Source organism: Tistrella sp. (assembly GCF_002684955.1).
Classification (GTDB): domain Bacteria; phylum Pseudomonadota; class Alphaproteobacteria; order Tistrellales; family Tistrellaceae; genus Tistrella; species Tistrella mobilis.
This window is the reverse complement of sequence record NZ_NYWI01000037.1, coordinates 1-25,099: the sequence shown is the minus strand read 5'-3', so window position 1 is coordinate 25,099 and position 25,099 is coordinate 1. Positions and strand designations below refer to the sequence as shown.

Below are 25,099 nucleotides of genomic sequence, written 5' to 3'. Positions count from 1 at the left end.
AAGGGTGGGCCTTCGTGGTCTAAAGGGGGAGCAGCAGGTCAGGAGGCGCGGGACTGGTCGGCGCTGGCGGCGGCCGCCTGGGCCATCAGCCCAAGATCGCTGCCGACCGTGGCGAAGCGGTAGCCAAGGCCGCGCATCGCCCGGGCCATCGCCGGATCGGTGCAATGGATGCCGGCCGGAATGCCGGCACCGCGGGCGCGGGTGACGATGCCGGTCACGGCTTCGGCCAGCGCCGGCTGTGTGTCGGTGCGGCCGCCGGTGAAGCCCAGGCCGAGCGCCAGGCCCAGATCATTGGGGCCGACGAAGATCGCATCCAGGCCGGGCACGGCCAGAATCCGGTCCAGCGCATCCAGCCCGGCGCGGGTTTCGATCATCGCGATCGCGAGCACGCTGTCGTCGATGGCCTGCAGATAGCTGCGGCCATGGATGGGGGCTGCGCGCACCGGCCCGAAACTGCGCCCGCCGCGGGGCGGGAAGCGGCAGGCGCCGGCCAGCATCGCCGCACCGGCGTCGTCGTCGATCAGCGGTGCGATCACGCCCAGCGCCCCATGGTCCAGCGCCCGCATCGCATCCTCGGGCCGGTTGGCCGGGATGCGCACGATCGGCGTGGTGCCGTGACGGCCGCATTCGGCCAGCAGGCGCAGACAGGTGGCGTCGTCGATCACGCCGTGCTGGCGATCGATCGCCAGGAAATCGTAGCCCGCGGCATCCATCAGCGCCGCCGAGGTGGCGCTGTCGGACATCAGGAAGGTGCCGACGGCGAAGCCGTCCGCTTCCTGAATGATGCGGCGCAGCCGGTTCTCGATCATCAGCGTCTCCTCGATCCCCCATGGCGGCCGTTCTGGTTGCGGCCGGTTTTCGGACCCCGGCCGCCGCCGCCGTCGCGGCGGTTGCGAGCCCGTTCGGCCGCCACCTCGCGGGCGATGGCCTTCAGGCGCTTGACCTGGCCCGGAGTCGGCGGCTTGCCGGCACGGCCGCCTTCGATCAGTTCGAACAGCAACCCGCCTGCCACGATATCGGCCTCGCGCAGCCGCCCCTCGACCCGGTCACCCAGGGTGAAACGCATGCCAGAGCGTTCGCCGATCAGCGCCTGTTCCGACGGATCCAGGATGAAGAACTCGCGACCGAGGGTGGAGATCGGCACGAAACCGTCGGCCCCGGTCTCGTCGAGTTCGATGAACAGGCCGACACCGTGGACGCCGGTGATCCGGCCGCCGAAGGTGGCGCCCACCCGGTCGGCCAGGAACACCACCAGCAGGCGGTTGGTCACCTCGCGCTCGGCCAGATCGGCCCGGCGCTCGGTGATCGACAGATGTTCGCCCAGCGCATGCAGACCGTCGGCGGCCGCCCCGTCCAGCCCGTCGGAGCCGAGGTTCAGCGCCTTGATCAGCGACCGGTGCACGATCAGATCGGCATAGCGCCGGATCGGCGAGGTGAAATGGGCGTAGCGTTCCAGCGACAGGCCGAAATGGCCGATATTGTCGGGGCTGTAGGTCGCCTGCGACTGACTGCGGAGCACGGTGGTGTTCACCTGATGCTCCAGCGGCGTGTTCGCCACCGCCTTGAGCAGGCGGTTGAAGTCGCGCGGGGCGACATGCACCGAGTTGGTGAAGCTGAGGCCCAGCGACTTCACATAGTCGCGCAGCACCGAGACCTTGTCGGCCGGCGGCTGGTCGTGGACGCGGAACAGGCAGGGCCGGTTGCGGCGAAGCAGCGTATCGGCGGCGGCCACATTAGCCAGGATCATGAACTCTTCGATCAGCTTGTGGGCGTCGAAGCGCTGGCGGGTGCGGATATCGGTCACCCGGCCGGTCTCGTCCATGACCACCCGGCGTTCGGGCATGTCGATTTCCAGCGCGCCGCGCCGGCGCCGGGCGGCATCCAGCACCTGGAAGGCGGCATAGAGCGGCCGGATGACCGGCGCCATCAGCGGCTCGATCTCGGCATCGGGCCGGCCCTCATGCGCGGCCTGAACCCGGTTATAGGTCAGCCGCGCGGCCGAGCGCATCAGCCCGCGCACGAAGCGGTGTTCCAGCAGGGTGCCCTGGCCGTCGATGCGCATCATCGCGGCCAGGCAGTAGCGATCCTCGTGCGGGCGCAGCGAGCACAGCCCGTTGGACAGCGCTTCCGGCAGCATCGGCACCACCCGGTCGGGGAAGTAGACCGAATTGCCGCGCTCTTCGGCCGACCGGTCGAGCGCGCTGCCGGCGGTGACGTAATGGGCGACATCGGCGATCGCGACCCGGATGATGTGGCCGTCGGGATTGGTCGGATCCGGGTCGGGCTCGGCATGGACCGCGTCGTCGAAGTCGCGGGCATCCTCGCCGTCGATGGTGACGAAGGGGATGGAGCGCAGATCCTCGCGACCGGCGGAGAGTTTCGGCGCCGTCGCCGCCTCGGCCTCGCGCACGGCGGCGGCCGGGAAGTGATCGGGAATGCCGTGGGCCTCGATCGCAAGGTCGATGATGGCGGGCGCCGTCTGCTCCTGGCCCAGCCGCTTCACCACCCGGGCCCGCGGCAGGCCCAGCCGCCGGCCGGGCAGGGTTTCGGCCACGACGAATTCGCCGTCCTCGGCGCCGCCCAGATCGGCCTCTTCGATCGAATAATCGGTCTTGGCACGGCGATCGGCCGGGATCAGCCGCCAGCCGTAATCGATCGAGCGGATGGCCCCGGTCACCCGGCGCGACCGGGTTTCCAGCCGGCGGATCACGCGGGCTTCATAGGCATCGGCATCGCCGCGATGCAGGCGGACCAGCAGCCGGTCGCCGAAGCCGGGGGCCGCCTCGTCACGCGGGCGCAGACCGCCTTCGCGCAGCACCACGATCGGCGGCGGGGGCCCGCGCTCGTCGTCGTCCCAGACCGCCGGCCGGGCTTCGGCCTCGCCGGTCTCGTCGTCGATCGAGACCACGTCGACCACCAGCACCGAGGGCAGGACGCCGGGTTCGGCGACGCGGCGCGGCCCGGCGCGCTTCAGGGTGCCGTCCTCCTTCAACTCGCGCAGGATCCGCTTCAGCGCGATACGGGCGCCGCCGGTGATGTTGAAGGCGCGCGCGATCTCGCGCTTGCCGACCGGGCGGTCGCTCTCGGCGATGAAGGCCAGGATCTGTTCGCGGGTGGGCAGGCGGTCGGTGCCGTCGTCCGAGGAGGAGGTCAAGGCTGCGGTTTGCTTTCTCTGCGGGCGCCGCCCGTGGACACACGGCCGGCATCATCCTGCGGCACGGTACGCCGCCCGTGCCCGCCCCGCAAGCCGCTGGCACGCAAACCTGCCGTGTGCGATCAAGCGTTTGGTGGCTGCAAAGTTGCCGCCGGCGTCAGCCGGCGGTACTCGTCTTCGCGGCGGCCTTCTTCGGCGCCGGCTTTTTCGCAACCCCCGCCTTGGGGGCTGTGGCCTTCTTCGGCGCCGCCTTGGCCGCAGCCGCCTTCTTCGCCGCGGGCTTTTTCGCAGCCGCCTTTGCCGGCACGGCACCGTCGAAGGGCACCTCGTCGGGCTCGGCCGCTGCGGCGGCCTTGCTCTTCGGCGCGGCCTTGGCCTTGGTGGCGGCCTTGGCGGTAGACGCCTTCGTCGCCTTGGCCGCGGGCTTCTCGGCCTTGGCCTTCGATGCTGCCGGCTTCTTCGCCGGCTTCGCCTTCTTGCCGGTCGCCGCCGCGCGGGCATCGACCAGGGCCACGGCCTCGTCCAGCGTCGGCGCCTCGGGATCGGCCCCGCGCGGCAGGGTGGCGTTCACCGGGCCATGTTTCACATACGGCCCGTAGCGGCCCTTGTAGAGCGCAATTTCGCCGCCCGAGGGATGCTCGCCCAGCACGCGCAGCGGCGCGACCGATCCGCCACGGCCCTTGGGGGCTTCGGCGAGCAGGGCGACCGCCCGGTTGATGCCGATGGTCAGCACATCGTCGTCGGGGGTGAGCGATTTGAAGGCGCCGTTATGCTTCAGATACGGACCGAAGCGCCCGATGCCGGCGGTGATCATCTCGCCGGTCTCGGGGTGCCGGCCGATCTCGCGCGGCAGGGCCAGCAGGCCGAGGGCGATGTCGAGGGTCACCGCCTCGGGCGTCACCCCCTTGGGCAGCGAGGCGCGCTTGGGCTTTTCTTCCCCCTTGCCGCCGTCACCCAGCTGAACGTAGACGCCATAGGGGCCCTTGCGCAGGGTGACGGGCAGGCCCATCGCCGGGTCGTCGCCCAGGTGCTTGGGGCCGACATCCAGACCGGTGGCACCCGCTTCCGACGCCCCGTCACCGGTGCCGGCGGCGCCGCCGACCGGCCGGGTGAACTTGCAGTCGGGATAGTTGGAACAGGCGACGAAGGAGCCGAACTTGCCGAGGCGCAGCGACAGCCGGCCATTGGCGCAGGCCGGGCAGGCGCGCGGATCGCTGCCGTCGCCCTTGTCGGGGAAGACATGGGATTCGAGCCGCGCCTCGACCGCCGTCAGCACGTCGGAGATCTTCAGATCGCTGGTGCCGTCGATCGCCATGTGGAAAGCGTCCCAGAAGGCGCGCAGCACGGCCTTCCAGTCCCCCTCGCCTTCGGCCACCTGGTCGAGTTCGTTCTCGAGCCGGGCGGTGAAATCATATTCGACATAGCGGTCGAAGAAGCTGACCAGGAAGGCGGTGACCAGCCAGCCACGGTCTTCGGGCACGAAGCGCTTCTTGTCCAGCACCACATAGTTGCGGTCCTGAAGCACCGAGATGATCGAGGCATAGGTCGACGGGCGGCCGATGCCCAGTTCCTCGAGCTTCTTCACCAGCGTCGCCTCGGTATAGCGCGGCGGCGGCTCGGTGAAATGCTGGTCGGATTTCAGCGGGCCGCGATCGAGCGGTTCGGCCCGCTCGAAATTCGGCAGACGCTTTTCCTCGTCCTCTTCCTCGTCGTCGCGGCCTTCCTGGTAAAGCGCCAGGAAGCCGTCGAAGGCGATGACGCTGCCGGTGGCGCGGAAGGTTGCGACCTTCGCACCGTCGGTCACCTCGATCGCGACCTGATCCAGGATCGCCGCCGCCATCTGGCTGGCGACCGTGCGCTTCCAGATCAGCTCGTAGAGCCGGAACTGGTCGTCGTCGAGATGGGACCGGATCTCTTTCGGCCGGCGGAACACGTCGGTCGGGCGCACGGCTTCATGCGCTTCCTGGGCGTTCTTGGCCTTGTTGGCGAAGCTGCGCGGCCGGTCGGGCAGGTAGCGGGGCCCGTGGACCTGGTCGACCATGTCGCGGATCGCGGCCACCGCCTCGTTCGACAGGTTGACGCTGTCGGTTCGCATATAGGTGATCAGACCGACGGTCTCGCGGCCGAGCGAGATGCCCTCGTAAAGCTTCTGGGCGACCTGCATGGTCTTTTTGGCCGAGAAGCCGAGCTTGCGGCTGGCTTCCTGCTGCAGGGTCGAGGTGGTGAAGGGGGGCGCCGGGTTGCGGCGGCCCTGCTTGCGCTCGACGTCGGAGACGCGCCAGTCGGAGAGCGCTTCCAGCCTGCCCAGCACAGCCTTGGTCTCTTCCTCGGAGCCGAGGGCGAATTTGTCGAGCTTCTTGCCGTCGAGCGCGTGCAGCCGGGCGAGCAGCCGGCGCTCGCCTGCGGCAAATTCGGCATCGATCGTCCAGTATTCCCGGCTGCGGAAGGCCTCGATCTCGGCCTCGCGCTCGCAGATCAGCCGCAGCGCCACCGACTGGACGCGGCCGGCCGAGCGGGAGCCGGGCAGCTTGCGCCACAGCACCGGCGACAGGTTGAAGCCGACCAGATAGTCCAGCGCCCGGCGCGCCTGCTGGGCGTTGACCAGGTTCATGTCGATGTCGCGCGGGTTGGCGATCGCCTTCTGCACCGCGCTTTTGGTGATCTCGTGGAACACCACCCGCTTGACAGGCACGCCCTTGAGCGCGCCGCGCCGGGTGAGGGCATTGTGGACATGCCAGCTGATCGCCTCGCCCTCGCGATCCGGGTCGGTGGCGAGGAAGAGCTGATCGGCGCCCTTGAGCGCGCTGGCGATGGCCTTCAGATGCTGTTCGGACTTCGGATCGACCTCGTAGGTCATCGCGAAGTCCTCGTCCGGACGCACCGATCCATCCTTGGCCGGCAGATCGCTGACATGGCCGTAGCTCGCGAGGACCTTGAAGTCATCGCCGAGATACTTGTTGATCGTCTTGGCTTTCGCAGGCGATTCGACGACGACGACCTTCATGAGCTGCCTTGCTGGTCTCCGCGCTTCAACGGACCCGCCGGTACCCATCTGACGAAGGGAACGTCGGGCCTTCCTCGCGCCGCGGCCGGGGCGCGGGGATCAGCCCATGCTCAGCGACACTTTCTGTCCGGGCAGGCGATCGAGCCGCCCGGCAAGTTCCAGTTCCAACAAAATCGTGAGAATGGTCGCCGCCGTCAAGCCGGACTCATGGACGAGATCGTCGAGACGTGCGGCAGACGCGCCGATCCGGCGGGGAATTTCGCGTCGGGCATGGTCGAGTTCCGCCGGATCCGGGGCCATGGGCGGCGGGGCGACGGCCGTCTCCATGACCGGTTCGGCAAGCGGCCGGTCGATCAGCGGGCGGATCGCCTCCAGCACGTCGGCGGCATCGCGGACCAGGGTTGCGCCGTCGCGGATCAGCCGGTTGGCGCCTTCCGAACGCGGATCGGCGGGGGAGCCCGGCACCGCCAGCACCTCGCGGCCATAATCGCCCGCAAGCCGGGCCGTGATCAGAGAGCCCGACCGCGGCGCCGCTTCGACCACCACGGTGGCGAGTGTGGCACCGGCGACGATCCGGTTGCGGCGGGGAAAATGACGGGCCTGGGGTTCGGTGCCCGGCGGCTGTTCGGCGACCAGCAGCCCTTCGGCCGCGATGCGCGCCTGGAGGGCGGCGTGTTCCGGCGGGTAGACCACATCGATCCCGCCCGCCACCACCGCCATCGTCCCGGCACCGCCCGGGCCGGCGCGCAGGGCACCGTCATGGGCGGCGGCATCGATGCCGCGGGCAAGGCCTGAGACCACCACCACACCCGCCGCGGCCAGATCCGCGGCGATGCGGCCGGCGAGGCGCATGGCGGGCAGGGCGGCGGACCGGGCGCCGACCAGGGCCACCGCCGGTGCGGTGGCGACGGCATCATGACCGCGGATCTGAAGCAGGGGCGGCGGGTCGGGGATGCGGGCGAGCGGCGGCGGATAGCCGGGCTCGCCCAATGCCACCAGCCGGGCGCCGGCCGCGGTGATCCGGCGCAGTTCCGCCTCTGCCGCGCTGCGCGAGGGCGGGGTCAGCGGCCGGGACCTGCCGCCGCGTTTCGCCAGCTCCGGAATGGCCTCCAGCGCCGCCGCGGCATTGCCATAGCGGTCGAGCAGGTCGAAAAAGGTGATGGGGCCGACCTGCTCGGTCCGGATCAGCCTCAACCAGTCGAGGCGCTCCGCCCGCGTCAGCCCGCCGACGCGGGTTCTGGACATGGGCCACAGGATGCATGTGCATCCCGTTGCGCGTCAATGATCCAGGAATTATGCGCGTATGTCGCTTTTCAGTTGTAGATTCAACACCGGGCGGCGCCGGAACCTGCTGCTGCGGTCTGGCCGCGGGGGCGCGGCTCGGGGTAGGGTGCGGCGGTCTTCATACCAGGCAGATCCGCAGATAAGCAGATAAAGAGAGGTGAGACCGTGTCTGGCAGAGCCGGGACAGGATGGCGGGCGGATGGGCGCCGGACGAAGGTCGCGCTGTGGCGACATCATCCGCGGCGTGACGTCTCCGCCCCGGCCCTGGTCACCGCCACGCGTGATCTGGACCGCCGGCTTGAGGGGGACCTGATCAAGCTGACCCCGGCCGGCACCTGGCAGGCGGTGGCTTTCGGGCTGACGGATTGCTGGCGGCCGGATCCGGTGGGCCTGCGCACCATTCTGCACCGCCCGGTCGCGGCCGTCGCGGACTGGGCGGGGATCGGGCAGGCTGCGGCGGCAGCCCCCTGGCATCCGCGCGAGCAGGCGGTTCTGAAGGCGACCGCCGATATGGCGGCGACCCGCACCCGGCCGGTGCCGCTGCTGACCACGCTGTTCGCCCCGGCGACGGTTCTGGCCCAGCTGGCGCCGGCAGATGTGCTGGCCCGGCATCTGACCGAGGCGCCCGAGGCCGTGATGGCGGCGCTGGACGCGGTTGCCGGGCGGGCCGTGCGGCTGGTGGCGGCGATTGCGGCCGCGGGGGCCGACGGGGTCTATCTTGCCGCGAAGCATCGCGGCCATGGCCGCTGGCCCCTGCCCGCAGGTGCCGCCGGAGACCGGCTGGCGGCCGCGATCGACGACACCGACCGCCGCGTGATGGCCGCGGCGGACGGGCTGGGGTTCAACATGCTGCATCTTCACGAGGCCGATGCCGCAGCCTGGTGGCCCCTGCCCGCCGGGGTGGCGCGCTGGGCGGTGCATCTGGATCAGGCCGTGCTGGAGGCGCTGCCGGCACAGGCGCTGGCGGGGGCCCTGCCGGCCGTGGGGCTTGACCACCGGCTGATCGGCCGGGGCGGCCGCGATCTGGCTGCGGTGGTGGACCGGCTGCGCGCCGGGCCGGGGGCCGGGGGCATGATCCTGGCCAGTGCCTGCGTGCTGCCGTTGTCGGTGGATCTGCGGGCTGCGGCGCGGATGATGCGGCAGCTCCGCCGGGTGGCGACATGACCGGGGGGCCTGCCGCGACACCCGAGGCGCTGCTGGTGCCGATTGCGCCCGACCGTCTGGAACGGCCGGTCTTCGCGGTCTTTGCCGATCAGGCGGCCCGCGACCCCAGCGCCCCTGCGGTTCTGGGGCCCGGGGCTGCGACGACTTATGGCGACCTGCTGGGACAGGCGCTGCGGATCGCCTGGGCGGTCGACGGCCGGAGGGCGGCGGCCGGAGAGGGGGCGGCCAGAGAGGAGCCGGAGCCTGTGGCGGTGGCGATCCCCGCCTCGGCCGGCTGTCTGGCGGCCCTGCTGGGGGCGCTTGCGGCCGGGCGGCCCTATGTGCCGATCGATCCCTCCTTTCCCGCAGCCCGCAACGAGCTGATCCTGGGCCATGCCGGGGTGCGGCTGGTGCTGACCGATCGGGCGACCGCAGCCGGGCGACAGGAGCTGATGGCGGCGGCCACGGCCGCAGGGGCCACGGTGCTCGCCATCGACGATCTGGCGGCGCCGCCGGCCGGCTGGTCGCCCCGGGGCGGGCCGGATGATGCCGCCTATGTTCTGTACACCTCCGGCTCCACCGGCCGCCCCAAGGGGGTCTGGCAGACCCAGAGGGGGCTGCTGCACGACGTTTTTCAGTATCGGGACGTTCTGGACATCTCTGCCGCCGATCGCCTGACCTGGCTGTATTCGCCGGCGGTCAACGGTGCCATTCGCGACATGTATGGCGCGCTGCTGGCCGGGGCCGCCGTCATTCCGGTGGACCTGAGAACCGAAGGTGTCGCCGCCGCCGGCCGGCGCTTCGCGGCCACCCGCCCGACCATCTTTCACGCCATGCCGACGGTGCTGCGTGTCCTGGCCGATGGCGGGGCCGGCCCGGCGGCGCTGGGCGGCATCCGTGTCGCCTATCTGGCGGGGGAGCGCATCCTTGCCGCCGATCTGGCGCGCGTCTTTGCCGATGCGCCGGCCGATGCCCGGATCTATGTCGGCATCGGCTCCACCGAGAATGCCACCATCTACCGGCACTGGCTGATCGATCGCGAAACCTGCCCCACCACCGGAGTGGTGCCGGTCGGCTGGCCGGTTGCAGATCGGCGCATGCGGCTGGTGGATGCCGCGGGCCGGCTGGTTCCGGATGGCGAAATCGGGGAGATCGAGGTCGAAAGCCGCTATATGGCCGCAGGCTATTGGCGGGATCCGGAGCTGACCGCCGCCACCTTTCTGACCGGCGGCGATGTGGCGCCGGGGGCACGGCGGCTGCGGCCGGGCGATCTGGGCCGGATTCGCGCCGACGGGCAGCTCGAATTCCTGGGCCGGGCGGATGGTCAGCTCAAGATCCGCGGCCATCGGGTGGAGCCGGCCGAGGTGGAGGCGGCCCTGCGGGCCCTGCCGGGGGTGGGGGATGCCGCGGTTCTGCCGGACCGGACACCGCAAGGTGAGACGGCCCTGGCGGGGGTGGTGGTGCCGGCGCCGGGGCGGCTGATCGACCCTGCGGCCCTGCGCAGCCGGCTGGCTGCGGAGCTGCCGCCGCATCTGGTGCCGCGGCGTCTGCTGGTGATGGCGGAACTGCCGCGGCTGGCTAATTTCAAGCTGGATGGCCGCAGCCTTGCCGACGGCCTGGCCGGGCTGGGGGCGGCACCTTCTGCGCCGCCCGTGCCGGAACCGGCCGGCGGGACGGGCGAGCCCGCGCTCGCCGATGCCGTCGACCGGGCCTGGGCCGAGATGTTCGGCGCCTCTGCCCCCCAGGCCGGCGTCACCTTCTCTGAACTGGGCGGCGACAGCCTGGAACTGATGCGCTTCGCCGCACGGGTCGAAACGCTGGCCGGCCGGCCGCTGCCGGTCACCCTGCTGAACGGCGCGATGACCCCGGCCGATCTGCGCCGGGCGTTGCGCGACCCCTTGGGTGCCGCGACCGCCCGGATGCTGTTCTTCGTGCCGGGGGTGATGGGCATGGCCCCGCATCTGATCATCCTGGCCGCGCGCTGCGCCGGGATGGCGACGGTGCGTCTGGTGGCCCTGCCGGACCTGGATGTGGAACTGTCCCGGCGGCGGGGCATCGACGATCTGGCGGCGGAGGTGGCCGACAGGATCGCCGCGCATCTGGCGGCGGCGGCCGGCCCCGGCGGAGCCACCCCGGCTTTCGGCCTGGTGGGGCTGTCTTTCGGCGGGCGGCTGGCGGTGGCGGCCACGCAGATCCTGGCGTCACGGGGGCTGACGGCCGGGATGGTGGTGGTGGGCGACATCGTCGCCACCCATGACGATGCCGCCTCGGTGGTGCAGGCGGGAACGATTCCGGCGCCGGCCACGAGCCTGCGGCACCGGCTGACGCGCAGCATCGGGCGACCGGTGGCGCGGCTGTTCTTCACCCTGGCGCAGCGCCGCGATCATCGGCCGCTGCGTCTGGCTGCGGCGATTGCACGACGGGCAGCACCCGGGCGGCGGAACCGGGCGCGGGTGGAACAGGCGCTGCTTCTGGCCATCCGCAGGGCGATGATCATCGGCTGGCGGCCGGGCCGGCTGCCCTGTCGGCTGCTGCTGATCGTGACCCACCAGACCCGGCAGATCTTTGCCGGCAGCGGTCGCCTGCTTGGCTGGGATGCGGTGGCGCCGGAGGTGCGACTGGTCGAGGTGGCCGGCAACCATACGGCGCTGGCCGGCGACGAGGCCAATCTGGCGCGGGTGGTGACGGCGATCGGGGCGGCCTGGCCGGACAGCGATCAGCCGCCGGCCTGATCCTTCTTTTTTCCGATCTTCGGCTCGGTTCCGGCCAGCAGCCGGGCGATGTTGGTCTTGTGGCGGATGAAGACCAGCACGGCGATGAACAGCGTGACGCCGGCCAGCTCCGGCGTGGCCAGGAACCACGACAGCACCGGGGCGGCGGCAAAGGCGACCAGCGCCGCCAGCGACGAGAAGCGGCTGAGGAAGGCCGTCGCCAGCCAGATGGCGCAGGCGGCAAGACCGATCCGCCAGTCGGCGGCCAGCAGCACGCCGAGCCCGGTGGCGACGCCCTTGCCGCCCCTGAAGCCCAGCCAGACCGGGAAGAGATGGCCCAGAACCGAGCCCCCGGCGGCCGCCAGCGCCGCATCGGGGCCGAGGAGCGCGAGCGCGATCAGGGTGGCGGCCGCCCCCTTGCCGCTGTCCAGGATCAGCGTCGCCAGCGCCAGTGGCTTGTTGCCGGTGCGCAGCACATTGGTGGCACCGATATTGCCCGAGCCGATCTTGCGGACATCGCCGAGCCCGGCCATGCGGGTCAGCACCAGACCGAAGGGGATGGCGCCCAGCAGATAGCCGCCCAGGGCGGCGATGACGAGCAGCCAGGGGGCGGTCTCTGCGGCCATGGGCGGGGGCTCCTGCGGGGATCAGGGGGCTGGGGTGAGGGCCTGCGGGATCAGGCGAGCTGGAAGACGGTACGGCCGCGGACCACGGTCCGCAGCGCCCGACCGCGCAGGGTGCGGCCGTCGAAGGGGGTGTTCTTGGACTTCGAATGCAGCAGGGCCGCGTTCAACACCCATTCATGTTCGGTGGAGAACAGCACCAGATCGGCGGGTGCGCCCTTCGCAAGCCGGCCGGCGGCGATGCCGAGCAGATCGGCCGGCTTCAGCGTCATCGCCGCCACCGCATCGATCAGCGACATATGGCCGTCGCGAACCAGTTCCAGGGTCAGCGGCAGCATGGTTTCCAGCCCGACCACGCCATTGGCGGCATGGGCGAAGGGCACGCGCTTGCTGTCCTGGTCGTGGGGGGCGTGGTCGGTTGCGACCGCATCGATCGTGCCGTCGGCCAGCCCCTCGATCATGGCGTCGACATCGCGGGCGGCGCGCAGCGGCGGCGCCATCTTGGCGAAGGTCCGGTAGTCGCCGACCGCGCGGTCGTCGAGCGTGAAGTGATGCGGGGTGACCTCCGCCGTCACCGGCAGGCCGCGGCGCTTGGCCTGGCGCACGGCCTCCACCGCCTCGGCGGTGGAGATATGGGCGACGTGATAGCGGGCCTTGCCGCCGGTCAGCTCCAGCAGGCGGATGTCGCGCTCCACGATCACGGTCTCGGCCGCAGACGGGATGCCGGGCAGGCCGAGCCGGGTGGCGGTCTCGCCCTCGTTCATGCAGCCGCAGCCGGCCAGGCTGTGATCCTCGGCATGCTGGGCGACCAGCAGGCCCATGCCGCCGGCATAAGACAACGCCCGGCGCATCACCAGCGTGTCGCGGACCGGCAGGCCGTCATCGCTGAAATAGGCGGCGCCGGCTTCGGCCAGCAGCCCCATCTCGACCAGCTGTTCGCCCTTCAGCCCCTTGGTGATCGCGGCCACCGGCAGCACGTTGACGAGGCCCGTCTCGCGCGCCCGCCGGCGGATGAAATCGACCAGCGCGATGTCGTCGATCACCGGCGCGGTGTTGGCCATGCAGGCGATGGTGGTGACACCGCCGGCCGCCGCGGCGCGGCTGCCGGTTTCGATGGTTTCCTTGTGCTCGTGGCCCGGCTCGCGCAGATGGACATGCATGTCGACCAGGCCCGGCGCCAGCACCAGGCCGGTGCAGTCCACCACCTGCACGCCCTCGGGCACGCCGTCGGCGAAGAGGCCCTGGCCGATATCGACGATGGTCTCACCCTCGGTCAGCAGCGTGCCGATGCGGTCGGTGCCGGTCGCCGGATCGATCAGCCGGGCGTTGACATAGGCGACCCGGCCGGGCATCGGGCTGCGGTCGGGCGTCGTTTCGGCGAAGACGGGCGTGGGCATGACGCAGATGTCCCTTGGGGGAGAAGCGGCGGGCAGGTGCGGGACCGGCCCTGAAAAACGTCGGCTGTCGGATCTGGCGGCGGATCAGGCTGGCAGGTTGCGGCAGAGCACGTCCAGGCAGGCCTGGCGCACGGCGACGCCCAGCTCCACCTGGTCCAGGATCACGCTGCGGTCGATGTCGTCGGCCAGCTCGCTGTCGATCTCGACGCCGCGGTTCATCGGTCCGGGATGCATGACCAGCGCATCGGGGGCGGCCACCGCCAGCTTCTGGTAGGACAGGCCGTAGAAGTGGAAGTATTCGCGGATCGAGGGGATGAAGGCGCCGTGCATGCGCTCCAGCTGCAGGCGGAGCATCATCACGATGTCGACGCCTTCAAGCCCCTCTTCCATCCGGTTGTAGACCTTGACACCCATGCGCTCGATCGCGGTCGGCACCAGGGTCGGCGGTGCGATCAGCCGCACCTCGGCGCCGATGGCGTTCAGCAGGTGGATGTTCGAACGCGCGACCCGGCTGTGCAGGATGTCGCCGCAGATCGCGACCTTGAGCCCGGCGATCCGGCCGCGGCGGCGGCGGATGGTCAGCGCATCCAGCAGGGCCTGGGTCGGGTGCTCGTGATTGCCGTCGCCGGCATTGATCACCCCGGCATGGACCTTTTCCGAGAGCAGCTTCACCGCGCCGCTGTCGCCATGGCGCACCACCAGGATGTCGGGATGCATGGCGTTCAGCGTCTGGGCGGTGTCGATCAGGGTTTCGCCCTTCTTCACGCTCGACGTCGCCACCGACATGTTGATCGCGTCGGCACCGAGCCGCTTCGCCGCCAGCTCGAACGAGGTGCGGGTGCGGGTCGAGTTCTCGAAGAACAGGTTGATGACCGTCCGGCCCTTCAGCGTCGACCGCTTCTTTTCGGCCTGCCGGTTCAGATCGACATAGCCGTCGGCCAGGTCGAGAAGATAGCCGATCTCGTCGGCGGTCAGCCCCTCGATGCCGAGCAGGTGGCGGTGTGCATAGCCGGTGTCCATGTGGCAGTCCCTTGACCCGACGGCCCGGCGAGCGGCTGTCGCCGGCCGTGCGCGTGCGACGGCGGGCGCGGAAGGACCCTTCCGCACCTCGGCGGCGGACTATACGGGAGGGGGAACCGCTTCCGCAAGCCCGGCGCAAACCCTGATGCGCGTAGGGCCTGTCAGGCGAAGCGCCGGCCGCGGTCGCGGCGATAGGCCATCAGCGTCACCCAGGCGAAGACGATGCCCCAGCCCAGCAGCCAGGCCCAGTGCACCAGCGGCAGCGGCCCGTCGGCAATGGCGCTCCAGGCCAGTTCGGCATAATGCCGGGTGGGGGGGAGCAGCGAGATCCGGTTGACGATCGCGGGCAGCATGTCGGGCGGCAGCCACAGCCCGCCCAGGAAGGCCAGCGGGAAATAGACCAGATGGGCGATCGGCACGCTGGCCCGGGCCGTGACGCTGAAACCGATGGCGAGGCCGAGCAGGGCGAAGGGCACGCCGCCCAGCACCAGCACCAGCAGCAGTTTCAGGCAGGCGAGAAAGGTGAGCGTGGCACCGTTGATCAGCACCGCGAGCAGGATGACCGGGGCCACGGCCGCGAGCGAGAAGGCAAGCGCGGTCGCCACCTGGGCGGCGATGCGCGGGCCGCCGCCGGCCGGCAGGGTGCGCAGATAGGTGAACCAGGGCCGTTCCCGCGACTGGGCGACGCCGACGCCGAACTGGAAGAAGGCGACCCCCAGCACGCCGAACAGCCCCCAGGCGGCGGCCAGGCGCCCGGCCTCGGCCGGGTTGGAGGCGTTGGTGGCGCCGAAGAACAGGTAGAGCAGCGAGGGCATGGCCACGGTCGACATGGCGAACGAGCTGGACCGGCCGAGTTCCTTGAGATTGGCCGCCAGATGCGCGCCGAACAGCCGGCCGAAACCGGGCGTGGCGGACGCCGTCCCCGCCTGGGCGAGACCGGCCTGCTGCGGGCGGGTGGTTTCGGTTCCGGCCATCACGCAGCCTCCCCACGGCCGGTGCGCACGATCGACATCAGCGCCTCCTCGAGCGTTGCCGCCCGGACTTCGAGATCGGAGAAGGGCGCCCCGCTCATCACCAGGGCGCGGACCGTGTCGTCGGCGCGGGCGGTGACCAGGACGATTTCGGTGCCCGCGCGCTCGACCCGCTCGATCCCGAGCGCCTTGGCGTCGAGCGGCGGCAGATGGGCGGCGGTGAAGCGGACCCGGCGCAGGCTGACCCGGCCGCGGATGTCGTCGAGCGCACCTTCGGCGACCACGCGCCCCTGATCGATCACCGCGATCCGCCGGGCGAGCGCCTCGGCCTCTTCCAGATAATGGGTGGTGAGCAGCACCGTGCCGCCGCCGGCGACATAGCCGTCGACGGCCGCCCAGAGCATGCGCCGCGCCTCGACATCCAGACCCGTGGTCGGCTCGTCGAGGAAGACCGCGGCCGGACGGCCGGCGAAGGCGAGCGCCACCGCCAGCCGGCGCTTCTGCCCGCCGGACAGCCCGCCGGTCTGGCGGGCGGCAAGCGGGGTGAGGCCGAAACGGTCGAGCAGTTCCGCCTTGGGCACCGGGTTCGGATAATGGGCCGAGACCAGATCGATGACATCGCCCACCTTCAGCGTTTCGGGGAAGCCGGTGTCCTGGGGGGTGGCGCCGACCATGGCGCGCGCCGCCGGATCGTCGGGGCTGCGGCCGAACAGCTCCACCCGGCCCTGATCGGGCTTGCGCAGGCCCAGCAGAAGGGAAAGCGCCGTGCTCTTGCCGGCCCCGTTGGGGCCGAGCAGGGCCAGCACCTCGCCGCGGTGAAGCGTCAGGTCGATGCCGTCCAGCGCGGCCATCGCGCCATAGCGCTTGGTCACGCCGATCAGGGCCGCGGCCACATCGGCTGTGGCGCTGCGGCGGGCGGGATCGGTGGCGGCGACGGACCTGGACTGTCTCGGCTGGCTCACGGTTTCCTGTCCCTGCGGCGGATGATCGTCTCGTTCCGGCACACGGCGGCGCCTTTGGGCTTGGCGGTAACGCCTTGGAAGCACGAGGTCAAGCCGAAAGCTGTGCGGGGCGTCACGGCACGACCAGGGCCAGCATCAGCGGCATGGTGATCAGCGCCGCGAAGGTGCTGACGGTGATGACCGCTGCGGCGAGCGGCGCATCGCCCCCAAGCTGGCGGGCGAGAATATAGGCCGATGTCGCCGTCGGACATGCGGCAAAGAGGACCGCAACCACCCGGGTGGTGTCGTCGGCGCCGAAGGGCCAGAGGATCAGCAGGGCGATCAGCGGCATGCCGAGCAGCTTGATCGCGGTCGAGAACCCGATGGCGAAGGCGGCCCGGCCGTCCAGGCGCAGCGACAAGCCGGCGCCCACCGACAAAAGCGCCAGCGGCAGAGAGCCGCGGGCCAGGATGTCGAGCACGCCGTCGACCACCGGCGGCAGGCCCAGCCCCGAGACGCCGAGCGGAATGCCGATCGCGCAGGCGATGATCAGCGGGTTGGTGACGATCAGCCGCAGCAAAGGCGGGTGCTGCGGCGCATCCTCGCCCGGCGGGACGGCACAGGCCGCCACGCAGATCACCGAAATCAGGTTCAGCAGCGGCACCATCGCCGCCACCGCAAGACCGGCGAGCGCCATGCCCTGCTTGCCGGCGATGGCGGTGGTGGCGGCGAAGGCGACATAGGTGTTGTAGCGCAGCGCCCCCTGGAAGACCGAGCTGAAGCCCGGCCCGTCCACCGGCAGCAGCCGGCGGATCAGCACCAGCGCGCCCGCCATGATCAGGATGCCGCCGGTGAGCGCCGCGGCCATCGGCACGGCGCTGGCGGCGGGAAAGGCGCCGCGGGCGGGGCTGGTGATCAGCAGGGCCGGAAACAGCACCAGATAGGTCAGCCGGTCGATCATCGGCCAGAAGGCATCGCCCGGGATCTTCGCCCGCTTGAGCCCGGCGCCGAGCAGGATGACGGCAAAGACGGGCAGAAGGGCGAGGAAGGTCTCGGTCATCGGGCGATCCGGCGGGAGCGGGCGGGGGTGGGGCAGGCGGGGGAGCTAAGCATGATCCGCGCCGACCGGGGGTGCAATCCCCGTGGTGGCGGAACGGTGCTCCGATCCTGCACGGCCCTGCGGAATTGAACGGTGTTCGGGTGCGGAAAGGTTGCGTCATCACCGGTCAGCGGCCAATCTTGGCGGCAAGATGAACCTCGCGGGGGGCTTTCGACCCGCGCCGGCCGCCCCCGCGCCGGAAGAAGAGGTGAAGATGACCGAGTTGAACGAACTGCTGGGCGCCGTCTCGGGCGTCGTCTGGGGGCCGGTGACGCTTGTGCTGCTGCTGGGCACCGGCGTCTATCTGATGCTGGGGCTTGGTTTCCTGCCGCTCCGGCGCATCGGCACCGGCTTTGCGCTGGCCTTCGGGCGCCGCAAGCCGGGCGATACGGCCGTGGCGGGTGAGATCAGCCCCTTCCAGGCGCTGGCCACGGCGCTGTCGGCCACCATCGGCACCGGCAATATCGCCGGCGTCGCCACCGCCATCGCGCTCGGCGGCCCGGGGGCGGTGTTCTGGATGTGGATCACCGCGCTTTTCGGCATGGCGACCAAGTTTTCCGAAGCCGTGCTGGCGGTGAAATATCGCGAAACCGACCTGTCCGGCGCCCATGTCGGCGGGCCGATGTACTACATCCGCAACGGGCTGGGCGCGAAATGGGCCTGGCTGGGCCTGCTCTTCGCCCTGTTCGGCATGCTGGCCGGGTTCGGCATCGGCAATACGGTGCAGGCCAATTCCATCTCCACCGCCATGGAGCACAGCTTCGGCGTGCCGCTCTGGGTCAGCGGTCTGGTGATGGTCGTGCTGGTCTTCGTGGTGGTGATCGGCGGCGTGCGCCGGATCGGTGCCGTGGCCGAGAAACTGGTGCCGGCGATGGCCGTGTTCTATATCGGCGGCGCGGCGCTGGTCATCCTGCTGGGCATCGACCGGGTGCCGGCGGCCTTCGCCACGATCATCGACGGCGCCTTCAACGGCACAGCGGCGGCCGGCGGCTTTGCCGGGGCGACGGTGATGGCCGCGATCCGCTTCGGCGTCGCCCGCGGCATCTTCTCGAACGAGGCGGGCCTGGGCAGCGCCCCCATCGCCCATGCCGCCGCCCGGACCAATGATCCGGTCCGCCAGGGCCTGATCGCGATGCTCGGCACCTTCATCGATACCATCATCGTCTGCACCATGACGGCGCTGGTGATCGTGATGTCCGGCCTGTGGACCGAGGGTACCAGCGGCGCCCCGCTCAGTTCCGCGGCCTTCGAGGCGGGGCTGCCCGGTTTCGGCGGCTGGATCGTCACCATCGGCCTGGTGCTGTTCGCCTTCACCACCATTCTGGGCTGGAGCTATTACGGCGAGCGCTGCGCCCAGTTCCTGTTCGGCCCCAAGGTCATCCTGCCCTACCGGCTGGCCTGGGTGGCGGCCCTGTTCGCGGGCGCCGTGGCCGATCTGGGCCTGGTCTGGACCATCGCCGACATCCTGAACGCGCTGATGGCGGTGCCCAACCTCATCGCCCTGCTGGCGCTGTCGGGCACGGTGTTCGCCACCGTGAAGGCCTGGAAGGCCGGCCAGGCCTGATCGGCCTCTGCCGATCAGTCCTTGCCGGCACGGGTTCTGAACCGGGCGCGCAGCTCTGCGGCGCGCCCGGGCTTTTCCACCTGGCGGCCGCGGGCGATGGCCAGCGCATCCGGGGCCACGTCCTCGGTGATCACCGAACCGGTGGCGATATAGGCGCCGTCGCCGATCGTCACCGGCGCCACCAGGCAGCTGTCGGAGCCGATGAAGGCATCGGCGCCGATCACCGTCTGCCATTTGCCGACGCCGTCATAATTGCAGGTGATGGTGCCCGCGCCCAGATTGCTGCGCGCGCCGATCCGGGCATCGCCGACATAGGACAGATGGTTGACCTTGGCGCCCTCGCCGAGCGTCGCATTCTTGATCTCGACGAAATTGCCGACATGGGCGTTCCGGCCAATCTCCGCCCCTGGCCGCAGCCGGGCGAAGGGACCGACCGTCGCACCGCCGTCGACGGTGCAGCCCTCCAGATGGCTGAAGGCGCGGATCACGACCCCGTCGGCGATGCTGACCCCGGCGCCGATCACCACATTCGGCTCTATGATCACGTCGCGGCCGATGCGGGTATCGGCCGAGAGGAAGACCGTCTCGGGGGCGATGAGCGTCGCACCCTCGTCCATGGCGCGCAGCCGGAGCCGGGCCTGCAGCGCGGCCTCGGCCGCGGCCAGCTCGCTGCGGGCATTGACGCCCAGCACCTCGTCGGCATCGGCGGCTTCGACCGCCACGGCGCTGCGGCCGTCGGCCCGGGCGATGGCGACCGCATCGGTCAGATAGTATTCGCCCTTGGCGTTGTCGTTGCCGATCCGGTCCAGGATCGACAGGGCGGCTGCGGCATCCAGGCACATCACCCCGGAATTGCACAGGCCGATGGCGCGTTCCTCGGTCGTCGCCTCCCGGAACTCGACGATCGCCTCCAGCCGGCCATCGGCATCGAGCTTGAGCCGGCCATAGGCGCCGGGATCGGCCGGGCGGAAGCCCAGAACCGCAACCGCGGCATCCTGCACGCGCCGGGCCTCTGCCAGTGCGGCCAGGGTTTCGGGCCGGATCAGCGGCGTGTCGCCATAAAGCACCATGACGTCGCCGCCATCGGCGGCGGCCGCCTCCAGCGCCGGCCGGGCGGCCAGCACCGCATGGGCCGTGCCCAGCTGGTCGGTCTGGTCGTGGACTGTGACCTCGGGGGCGGCCCTGGCCAGCACCGCCCGCACCCGCTCGCCACCGGCACCCACCACCACCGCGATCCGGTCGGGCGACAGGCTTCGCGCACCGTCGATCACATGCAGCACCATCGCGCGCCCGGCCACGGCATGCAGCACCTTGGGCAGGTCGGAACGCATACGTGTGCCCTTGCCGGCGGCGAGAACGATGCAGGTGATCCGGGTCATGGAAACGGCCTCAGCGAAGACAGGCAGAACGGGAGGGCCGACGATAGCCCGGCACGGGCGGCACTGCCAGCCCGCAGCGCTCCCCTGCTGCGCCCCGATACAGTGCCCCCGGGATTGAGGGCGCCTGGGATTGGCGGCGCCTGGGATTGACGGCGCCTGGGATTGACGGCGACGGGGCGGCGACCGAAGATCGCCGCCGCCATTCATCCACAGCCACATCGCGCCGTACCAGAAAGCCCCCCTCATGACCGGTGTCCGTTTCGACCGCCCCTTGCGCATTCTGCAGGTGATTGAGGCGACCCTGGGGGGCGCCGGGCGCAATGTCATCGATCTGGCCGAGGGCATGGCGGCGCGCGGCCATCAGGTCACCCTGGTCTGGTCGGCCGAACGTGCCGACGGCCCCTTCCTGGCCGGGTTGCGCCAGCTGGGCGGGCGGGTGGAGACGGTGGAGCTGTCGATGCGCCCCGATCTGCATCCGGGCGACCGCCGGGATCTGGCGGCGCTCCGTGCGATCATCGCGGCCTCGGGGCCGCTGGACGTGCTGCATCTTCACGGGTCCAAGGCCGGGCTGCTGGGCCTGCTGGCGGCCCGGCGGCAGCGGATCCGGGCAAGGGTCTACACCCCCCACGGCCTGGCGACGCTCGACCCCGACCGGGGCATGATCGGGCGGATCACCGCCGGGCTGCGGGAACGGCTGCTGGCCGCGCGCGCGACCCGGATCATCGCCGTCTCCGAGGACGAGCGCGTCCATGCCCGGGAATATCTGAAAATCGATCGCCGCCGGCTGGAGCGGGTGGCGAACGGCATCGCACCGCCCGAACCGGTGACCCGCGCCCAGGCCCGCACCGAACTGGGCCTGCCCCAGGACGCGCTGGTGGTGGGCTTCGTCGGCCGGCTGGTCGCCGAAAAGGGCGCCGACCGGCTGCCGGCGCTGGCCGAGGCGGTGCGGCAGATGGGGCTGGATCCCGTCTGGGCGGTGGTCGGCGACGGCCGCGATGCCGGCCGGATCCGCGCCGAAGCGAAGCGGCGCGGCATCGACCGGATGGCCTGGCTGGGGGTGCAGAACGGCGCCCGGGCCATGGCCGCCTTCGATCTGCTGGTCATGCCCAGCCGCTGGCAGGGTCTGCCCTATACCCTGATCGAGGCCCTGCACCGCCGGCTGCCGGCGGTGGTGATGGATGCAGGCGGCGCCCGCGAGGTCCATGGCACGGGCCAGGCCGGCATCGTGACCCCCGCGGGCGATGTTCAGGCGATGGCGGCGGCGGTGGCCGGGCTGCTCGCCGACGAACCCGCCCGCCGCCGCATGGCCGAGGCGGCGGGCGGGCTTGCCCGGGAATATTCGGTCGAGGCGATGGTCGAGCGCACGCTCGGCGTCTATGCCCGGGCTCTGGCCCAGGGCTGAGCGTCACCCGGCGGCAAAGCCGGTCGATCCGCCGCGACCAGGGCAAGGAGCGCCTGTGCCGCCTTGTCCGGATCGCCCGGCTGATGGCCGCTCCGGACCTGCGGTCAGACCGTCTTGACCATCACATGGCGGACGACGGTGTAGTCCTCCAGCGCGTACATGCTCATATCCTTGCCATAGCCGGACTGCTTGATGCCGCCATGGGGCATTTCGTTGGTCAGCATGAAGTGGCAGTTGACCCAGGTGCAGCCGTATTGCAGGCGCGAGGCGGTCGCCAGCGCCTTCTTCACGTCGCTGGACCAGACCGAAGAGGCGAGGCCGTAATCGCTGTCATTGGCCCAGGCCACCGCCTCGTCGACATCCGAGAACCGGGTGACCGAGACCACCGGCCCGAAGACCTCGCGGCGGACGATCTCGTCGGACTGGCGGGCGCCGGCGACCACCGTCGGTTCGTAGAAGAAGCCGCGGCCCGGCGCCTGACGGCCGCCGGTGGTGATCTCCACATGATCCAGCTCGCTCGCCCGCTCCACGAAAGAGGCGACGCGGGCGCGCTGACGGGCGGAGATCAAGGGGCCGATATCGTTCTGGCTGTCGTCGGCCTGTGCGAACCGAAGCCCCTGTACGGCCGAGGACAGATCGGCGACCAGCCGGTCGTAGATCTTCGGCCCGGCATAGATCCGGCAGGCGGCGGTGCAGTCCTGGCCGGCATTGTAGTAGCCGAAGATCTTCACGCCTTCGACCACCGCCTCCAGATCGGCATCGTCGAACACGATCACCGGCGCCTTGCCGCCCAGTTCCAGATGGGTGCGCTTCACCGAGCGCGCCGCCGCGGTCAGCACCTTCTTGCCGGTGGCGATGTCGCCGGTGAGCGAGACCATCGACACGCCCGGATGATCGATCAGCCGCTGGCCGACGCTTTCGCCGCGCCCGACCACCACATTGACCACGCCCTCGGGGAAGATTTCGGCGATCAGACCCGCCAGTTTCAGCATGGTGAGCGGGGTCTGTTCCGAGGGCTTGATCACCACGGTGTTGCCGCCGGCGAGCGCCGGGGCGAGCTTCCAGGCCGCCATCATCAGCGGATAGTTCCAGGGCGCGATCGAGGCGACCACACCCACCGGATCGCGGCGGATCATCGAGGTATGGCCGGCAAGATATTCGCCCGCCACCGCGCCGTGCATGCAGCGCGCGGCGCCGGCGAAGAAGCGGAAGCAGTCGACGATCGCCGGGATCTCGTCGGCGAGCACCGCATGGCGCGGCTTGCCGCAATTCAGCGCCTCCAGCGCCGCGAAGCCTTCGGCCTCGTCCTCGATGCGCTGGGCGAGTTTCAGCAGCAGGGCGGCACGTTCGGCCGGCGTGGTGCGCGACCAGCTGCCGAAGGCCCGGCCCGCCGCCGCGACCGCCGCATCCACCTGATCGGGGGAGGCCTCGGGCAGGTCGAGCAGGGTTTCTTCGGTCTTGGGGTTCAGGATCGTTTCCGGCGTGTCGGTGCCCGCGACGAAATCGGCGCCGATCAGCATGCGCGTGTCCAGGGGCGTGTTCGCATCCATCGGACGGTCTCCTATTTTCCGGAGCCTTCGACCGCTTCGCCGCCGCGGGGGAGGTAATAGGCGGCGAGGATCGGCAGGAAGGTGACGATGATGACCAGCACCGCGACGACATTGGTCACCGGCCGCTGCCGCGGGCGCACCAGTTCCGACAGCATCCAGATCGGCAGGGTGGACTGCTGACCGGCGGTGAAGGTGGTGACGATGACCTCGTCGAAGGACAGCGCGAAGGCGAGCATGCCGCCCGCGAGCAGCGCCGTCGCGGTGTTGGGCAGGATCACGTGGAAGAAGGTCTGGAAGGCGTTGCCGCCCAAATCCATCGAGGCCTCGATCAGCGACGGATTGAGCCGGCGCAGCCGGGCCACGGCATTGTTGTAGACGACCACGATGCAGAAGGTCGCGTGGCCGAGCACGATGGTCCAGAACGAGAAGGGGATGTCGGCCACCCCGAAGGCGGTGCGCATCGCCATGCCGGTGACGATGCCGGGCAGCGCGATCGGCAGGATCAGCAGCAGGGTCACCGGCTCGCGCCTGAAGAAGGAGAAGCGGGCAAGGGCGCCTGCAGCCAGCGTGCCCAGCACCAGGGCCAGCGCGGTGGCCATGGCGGCCGCCTTCAGCGACAGGCCGACCGCATCCCAGATGTCCTGACGCTGCCAGACCACCGCGAACCATTTGAGCGTCAGCCCCGGCGGCGGGAAGGCATAGGATTTCTCTTCGGTCGTGAAGGCATAGAGGACGATGAAGGCCAGCGGCAGATGCATGAACAGGATGCCGAAGCCGGCCGCGAGCTTCAGCCCGCGCGAGGGGCGGGAGATGTCAGACCGCATCGAAGGCCCCCATGCGCTTGGCCGCCGTCAGGAACAGGGCCATGACCAGGATCGGCACCACCGCGAAGGCGGCGGCGAGCGGCAGATTGCCGGCGACGCCCTGCTGCATGTAGACCGCCTGGCCCAGAACCAGGGCCGAGGTGCCGATCACCTGCGGCACGATGTAGTCGCCGAGGGTGAGCGAGAAGGTGAAGATGCCGCCCGCCACCACCTCCGGCATGGCCAGCGGCAGCACGACGTTGCGGAAGGTCTGGCCGGGCGTGGCCCCCAGATCCGACGAGGCCTCGATCATGCTGGCCGGCACCCGTTCCAGTGCGGCCTGGACCGGCAGGATCATGAAGGGCAGCCAGAGATAGAGGAACACCACCACCATGCCGGTATAGCTGACCGAAAGCGACGGCCCGCCCACCAGCGGCAGGGACAGCCAGCCATCGAGCAGGCCGGCGAGGCCCAGCCGGTCCGCGAACCAGCCGATCGCGCCTTCCTTGGCCAGCAGCAGCTTCCAGGCGTAGAGCTTGACCAGATAGCTGGACCAGAGCGGCATCATCACCGCCAGATAGAAGGCGGCCTTCATCCGGCCGCGGGCATAGCGGGCGGCATACCAGGCAACGGGAAAGCCGATCACCGCCGCCAGCACCGTCACCACCGAGGCGATCGCGATCGTGCGCAGCACGATGTCGAGATTGGCCGGGCGCATCAGCTCGCCGAAGGTCTTGAGCGTCGGCTCGTAGATCAGCGTGCCGGCGAATTCGTCGATCGAGAACAGCGAATGGGCGAGCAGGGTGAAGAGCGCGCCCAGATAGACCACGCCCAGCCAGAGCAGCGGCGGCACCAGCAGAGAGAGCAGCAGCAGGCGCCTGCGACGCAGCAGCAGGTCCGAGAGCCGGCGGACGGGGCCGCCTGCCATGGCGGGCGGCGGGGCGGCCGCGGCGGCGGTGCTTGTATGAATTCCACTCATCGGGCCGTCTCCTGGTAGGATGTTTGGCCTGATAGCCGGGAGAGGGTCGCCGCGTTGCGCTCGAAGGATGATCTT

At 70.5% G+C, this 25,099-nt stretch carries 18 protein-coding genes; 4 read left to right on the top strand and 14 right to left on the bottom strand.

The features are described from left to right. Positions 1-38: 38 nt before the first annotated feature. From CMO28_RS13520 to dprA, 4 genes are all read right to left on the bottom strand, one after another. Positions 39-809, bottom strand: a complete 771-nt coding sequence (locus tag CMO28_RS13520) for an HpcH/HpaI aldolase family protein (protein ID WP_062764653.1) — start codon at positions 807-809, stop codon at positions 39-41. Beyond that, positions 809-3,154 carry a ribonuclease R gene (rnr, locus tag CMO28_RS13515; RefSeq protein ID WP_296714276.1) on the bottom strand — a complete coding sequence of 782 codons (2,346 nt, stop codon included), beginning with the start codon at positions 3,152-3,154 and terminating at the stop codon, positions 809-811. Before rnr ends, CMO28_RS13520 begins: the two co-directional genes overlap by 1 nt. 157 nt (positions 3,155-3,311) lie before the next feature. Then, positions 3,312-6,158, bottom strand: coding sequence for a type I DNA topoisomerase (topA, locus tag CMO28_RS13510; RefSeq protein WP_296714273.1), 2,847 nt, complete (start codon positions 6,156-6,158; stop codon positions 3,312-3,314). 99 nt (positions 6,159-6,257) lie between these two features. Beyond that, positions 6,258-7,403 (bottom strand): DNA-processing protein DprA, encoded by a 1,146-nt coding sequence (gene dprA, locus CMO28_RS13505; RefSeq protein ID WP_296714271.1) that lies wholly within the window; start codon positions 7,401-7,403, stop codon positions 6,258-6,260. A 204-nt stretch (positions 7,404-7,607) separates the two neighbouring features. Here dprA and CMO28_RS13500 point away from each other — a divergent pair, with 204 nt between their 5' ends. After that, a complete protein-coding gene (locus CMO28_RS13500) occupies positions 7,608-8,606 on the top strand; it encodes a uroporphyrinogen decarboxylase family protein (RefSeq protein WP_296714270.1) in 999 nt (332 codons plus the stop codon). Next, on the top strand, positions 8,603-11,317 hold the full coding sequence (locus tag CMO28_RS13495) for an AMP-binding protein (protein WP_296714268.1): 2,715 nt from the start codon (positions 8,603-8,605) through the stop codon (positions 11,315-11,317). The genes CMO28_RS13500 and CMO28_RS13495 overlap by 4 nt, the downstream gene beginning before the upstream one ends. Here the strand turns inward: CMO28_RS13495 and plsY are convergent. The 6 genes from plsY to CMO28_RS13465 all read right to left on the bottom strand — a co-directional run bounded on the left by plsY (position 11,302) and on the right by CMO28_RS13465 (position 17,308). Then, the gene (gene plsY / locus CMO28_RS13490; RefSeq protein WP_296714266.1) at positions 11,302-11,922 is read right to left on the bottom strand and encodes a glycerol-3-phosphate 1-O-acyltransferase PlsY; all 621 of its coding nucleotides are present in this window, start codon (positions 11,920-11,922) and stop codon (positions 11,302-11,304) included. The genes CMO28_RS13495 and plsY overlap by 16 nt on opposite strands. 50 nt (positions 11,923-11,972) lie before the next feature. Then, on the bottom strand, positions 11,973-13,316 hold the full coding sequence (locus tag CMO28_RS13485) for a dihydroorotase (protein WP_082828433.1): 1,344 nt from the start codon (positions 13,314-13,316) through the stop codon (positions 11,973-11,975). A gap of 84 nt (positions 13,317-13,400) precedes the next feature. Further along, complete coding sequence (locus CMO28_RS13480; protein WP_014746061.1) at positions 13,401-14,336, bottom strand: aspartate carbamoyltransferase catalytic subunit; 936 nt, start codon at positions 14,334-14,336, stop codon at positions 13,401-13,403. 161 nt (positions 14,337-14,497) lie between these two features. Continuing rightward, complete coding sequence (locus CMO28_RS13475; RefSeq protein WP_296714261.1) at positions 14,498-15,310, bottom strand: ABC transporter permease; 813 nt, start codon at positions 15,308-15,310, stop codon at positions 14,498-14,500. Then, entirely contained in the window at positions 15,310-16,158 is an 849-nt protein-coding gene (locus CMO28_RS13470; RefSeq protein WP_322111352.1) for an ABC transporter ATP-binding protein, read from the bottom strand. The genes CMO28_RS13475 and CMO28_RS13470 overlap by 1 nt, the downstream gene beginning before the upstream one ends. 223 nt (positions 16,159-16,381) lie before the next feature. Then, the gene (locus CMO28_RS13465; RefSeq protein ID WP_296714256.1) at positions 16,382-17,308 is read right to left on the bottom strand and encodes an AEC family transporter; all 927 of its coding nucleotides are present in this window, start codon (positions 17,306-17,308) and stop codon (positions 16,382-16,384) included. A gap of 253 nt (positions 17,309-17,561) precedes the next feature. Between CMO28_RS13465 and CMO28_RS13460 the strand changes: the two genes are divergently transcribed. Then, entirely contained in the window at positions 17,562-18,911 is a 1,350-nt protein-coding gene (locus CMO28_RS13460) for an alanine/glycine:cation symporter family protein (RefSeq protein WP_296714254.1), read from the top strand. A gap of 14 nt (positions 18,912-18,925) precedes the next feature. Here the strand turns inward: CMO28_RS13460 and glmU are convergent, their stop codons facing one another. Then, entirely contained in the window at positions 18,926-20,290 is a 1,365-nt protein-coding gene (gene glmU, locus CMO28_RS13455) for a bifunctional UDP-N-acetylglucosamine diphosphorylase/glucosamine-1-phosphate N-acetyltransferase GlmU (protein ID WP_296714253.1), read from the bottom strand. A gap of 244 nt (positions 20,291-20,534) precedes the next feature. On the opposite strand from glmU, the gene CMO28_RS13450 reads away from it, so the two are divergent. Then, entirely contained in the window at positions 20,535-21,692 is a 1,158-nt protein-coding gene (locus CMO28_RS13450; RefSeq protein ID WP_062763464.1) for a glycosyltransferase family 4 protein, read from the top strand. Positions 21,693-21,796: 104 nt separating this feature from the next. Here the strand turns inward: CMO28_RS13450 and CMO28_RS13445 are convergent, their stop codons facing one another. The 3 genes from CMO28_RS13445 to CMO28_RS13435 are packed head-to-tail and all read right to left on the bottom strand — an operon-like array spanning position 21,797 to position 25,024. Continuing rightward, positions 21,797-23,224 carry a gamma-aminobutyraldehyde dehydrogenase gene (locus CMO28_RS13445; protein WP_322111351.1) on the bottom strand — a complete coding sequence of 476 codons (1,428 nt, stop codon included), beginning with the start codon at positions 23,222-23,224 and terminating at the stop codon, positions 21,797-21,799. Positions 23,225-23,253: 29 nt separating this feature from the next. Then, complete coding sequence (locus CMO28_RS13440; RefSeq protein ID WP_296714249.1) at positions 23,254-24,066, bottom strand: ABC transporter permease; 813 nt, start codon at positions 24,064-24,066, stop codon at positions 23,254-23,256. Next, positions 24,056-25,024, bottom strand: coding sequence for an ABC transporter permease (locus CMO28_RS13435; protein ID WP_296714247.1), 969 nt, complete (start codon positions 25,022-25,024; stop codon positions 24,056-24,058). Before CMO28_RS13435 ends, CMO28_RS13440 begins: the two co-directional genes overlap by 11 nt. Positions 25,025-25,099: the final 75 nt, after the last annotated feature.

Excerpts from the sequence above, each read along its gene's own strand:
- CMO28_RS13435 (WP_296714247.1), bottom strand. The coding sequence starts at position 25,024 with ATGAGTGGAATTCATACAAGCACCGCCGCCGCGGCCGCCCCGCCGCCC.
- CMO28_RS13495 (WP_296714268.1), top strand. The coding sequence starts at position 8,603 with ATGACCGGGGGGCCTGCCGCGACACCCGAGGCGCTGCTGGTGCCGATT.
- CMO28_RS13465 (WP_296714256.1), bottom strand. The coding sequence starts at position 17,308 with ATGACCGAGACCTTCCTCGCCCTTCTGCCCGTCTTTGCCGTCATCCTG.
- topA (WP_296714273.1), bottom strand. The coding sequence starts at position 6,158 with ATGAAGGTCGTCGTCGTCGAATCGCCTGCGAAAGCCAAGACGATCAAC.
- CMO28_RS13450 (WP_062763464.1), top strand. The coding sequence starts at position 20,535 with ATGACCGGTGTCCGTTTCGACCGCCCCTTGCGCATTCTGCAGGTGATT.
- CMO28_RS13485 (WP_082828433.1), bottom strand. The coding sequence starts at position 13,316 with ATGCCCACGCCCGTCTTCGCCGAAACGACGCCCGACCGCAGCCCGATG.
- CMO28_RS13440 (WP_296714249.1), bottom strand. The coding sequence starts at position 24,066 with ATGCGGTCTGACATCTCCCGCCCCTCGCGCGGGCTGAAGCTCGCGGCC.
- CMO28_RS13460 (WP_296714254.1), top strand. The coding sequence starts at position 17,562 with ATGACCGAGTTGAACGAACTGCTGGGCGCCGTCTCGGGCGTCGTCTGG.
- glmU (WP_296714253.1), bottom strand. The coding sequence starts at position 20,290 with ATGACCCGGATCACCTGCATCGTTCTCGCCGCCGGCAAGGGCACACGT.
- CMO28_RS13520 (WP_062764653.1), bottom strand. The coding sequence starts at position 809 with ATGATCGAGAACCGGCTGCGCCGCATCATTCAGGAAGCGGACGGCTTC.
- dprA (WP_296714271.1), bottom strand. The coding sequence starts at position 7,403 with ATGTCCAGAACCCGCGTCGGCGGGCTGACGCGGGCGGAGCGCCTCGAC.
- CMO28_RS13475 (WP_296714261.1), bottom strand. The coding sequence starts at position 15,310 with ATGGCCGGAACCGAAACCACCCGCCCGCAGCAGGCCGGTCTCGCCCAG.
- CMO28_RS13470 (WP_322111352.1), bottom strand. The coding sequence starts at position 16,158 with ATGGCCGCGCTGGACGGCATCGACCTGACGCTTCACCGCGGCGAGGTG.
- CMO28_RS13480 (WP_014746061.1), bottom strand. The coding sequence starts at position 14,336 with ATGGACACCGGCTATGCACACCGCCACCTGCTCGGCATCGAGGGGCTG.
- plsY (WP_296714266.1), bottom strand. The coding sequence starts at position 11,922 with ATGGCCGCAGAGACCGCCCCCTGGCTGCTCGTCATCGCCGCCCTGGGC.